General features: G+C 72.9%; 1 protein-coding gene. It reads left to right on the top strand.

What is annotated here, in order from left to right; all coding sequences use genetic code 11:
- Positions 1–267: 267 nt before the first annotated feature.
- Positions 268–2,212: FxSxx-COOH system tetratricopeptide repeat protein (fxsT, locus tag FrCorBMG51_RS00005; RefSeq protein ID WP_157180328.1), on the top strand; the 1,945-nt coding region annotated here is incomplete at its 3' end.

The raw sequence follows: 2,212 nt of genomic DNA, 5'->3' as shown, positions 1-2,212 counted from the left end.
GAGCCGCATGATCGGCTGGCGGCCTGCCGCGATGCTGGAGGGCCTGCTCGGCTGAGGGTTCCGCCGAGTCCCGTGGCCGACAGGGACTGATCGGCGTCCGCTGGTGGTGTCGGACCCGTACTCGTTCTTGGCCGGTTCGGGCGGGCTCCATCCCCACCGGGGCGGGCCGGGGTGGTTTGTCCGAGCGGTGACAGAATGCCGCATGCCGGATGTCCGGTGGGATACTCGCGCGGTGGGCGACGGGGGCCGTGACAGTACCGCCACGGTGTGGGATTTCTTCGTGTTGTCGCGCGGACGGATCAGCCGTGGGCGGAGTGGATCGCCGAGGCGCTGGAATCCGACGGGCACCGGGTGCTGGTGCAGGCGTGGGATTTCGTCCCGGGGTCGGACTGGCCGGCGCTGGTACAGGCGGGTGTGACACGAGGTGGTCGTCTGCTCGCGGTACTCAGCCCGGCTTATCTGGACTCGGTCTGGGGCAGCGCGGAATGGCAGGCGATGTGGGCGGCGGACCCGGCCGGAGACGACCGGCGGCTGATCCCGGTCCGGATCGCGCCGTGTGATCCGAAGCGGCTGGGGCTGGTGGGGACCCGTGGCTGGATCGATCTGACCGACCTGTCCGGGCCGGAGGGCGAGGCCACGGCGCGTACCCGGCTGCTCGACGGGGTCCGGGCGGCGTGGAAGGGGCGAGCCCGCCCCACCGGCCCATTGCCCTTCCCGGCCCGGGACGGTGACGGTGACGGTGACAGGGACAGGGAGAGCGCGGGAGAGAACGGTACGGCCGGGCGAGGGGCACGGTATCCGGGCCGGCCACCGGCGGTCTGGGGGCTGCCCGCGCATCTGCCGCGTAACCCGCGGTTCACCGGCCGGGAGGATGAGCTGGCGGAGCTCCGGGAGCGGCTGACCCGTTCCGGGCAGGCCGCGGTCGTCCCCCACCTCCCGGCCGGCAGGACCCCGCCGGCCGAGCCGGCGGCGGGGCGGGCGCAGGCGTTGCACGGCCTTGGCGGGGTCGGGAAAACCGAACTCGCGGTGGAATACGCCTGGCGGTTCCGCTCGTCCTACGACCTGGTGTGGTGGGTCGACGGGGAGCAGCCCGCGCTGGCCGCCACGGCCCTGGCCGATCTCGCCGCCCGCCTCGGTGTCGGGTCGGCCGGGGACAGCGAAGGCTCGATACGAGCGGTCGTGGAGGCGTTGCGGACCGGCCGGCCGCACGCCCGCTGGCTGGTCGTGGTCGACAACGCCACCGCGCCCTCGGACCTGCACGGGCTGATCGGCGCGGCCGAACAGGCCACCGACGGCCACCTCCTGATCACTTCCCGACACCCCGACTGGGCGGGGCGGACCGGAACCGTCGCGGTGGACGTGCTGCCCCGCCCCGACGCGATCACCCTCCTGCGCAGCCACATCCCTGGCCTGGGCGACACCGACGCCGACCGGCTCGCCCACGCCCTCGGAGATCTTCCTCTTGCCCTGGAGCAGGCCGGAACCTGGCTGGCCTCGACCGGCACGGGCGTCGACGACTACCTCACCGTGTTAGGGACCCAGGTCCGCGACATCCTCAGCCGTGGGGTTCCGGACCGCTACCCGACGGTGGTCGCCGCGGCCTGGAACCTGGCGCTGGACGCGATCGGCCCGGACGAACTCGCCGTTGTCGACCTGCTCCACCTGTGTGGATTCCTCGGCCCGGAACCGATCCCGGTCGATGTCTTTCCCAGCCTGGCCGGCCTGGCCGACCCGCTCCCACCGGACGAGGCGGACGGCCCGGCCGACCCGCGGCCGCTGGCCGCGCTCACCGCGATCGCCGCGGCACCTGTCGCGTTCGGGGATGTGATCCGCCGGATCCGTGGCCTGGGACTCGCCACCATCGACCCCGGTAGCGGGACCGGCCCCAGCACGATCACACTGCACCGGCTCGTGCAGGCCGTCCTGCGCGACCACACCCCACCCGAGCAGCGACCCACCGTCCACACCACCGCCTGTCAGATGCTCACCGCCGCCCTGCCCGGGGACATCCAGGGGAACCCGGACGGATGGCCGCGGTGGCACCAGCTCCTCCCGCACGTCCTGGCCGTCCTCGACCCCCACCGCGGATCCCTCACCGTGGCGACCGGCACAACGACAGAAGCCGACACCACATCATGGCTGGCCGACAGAGCGGCGACTTACCTGGCCGAAATCGGACAACTCGACCCCGCCATCGGCCTGTTCGAGCAGA

Source organism: Protofrankia coriariae, assembly GCF_001017755.1.
GTDB classification, from domain to species: domain Bacteria; phylum Actinomycetota; class Actinomycetes; order Frankiales; family Frankiaceae; genus Protofrankia; species Protofrankia coriariae.
This window is presented reverse-complemented; position numbering and strand designations above follow the sequence as displayed.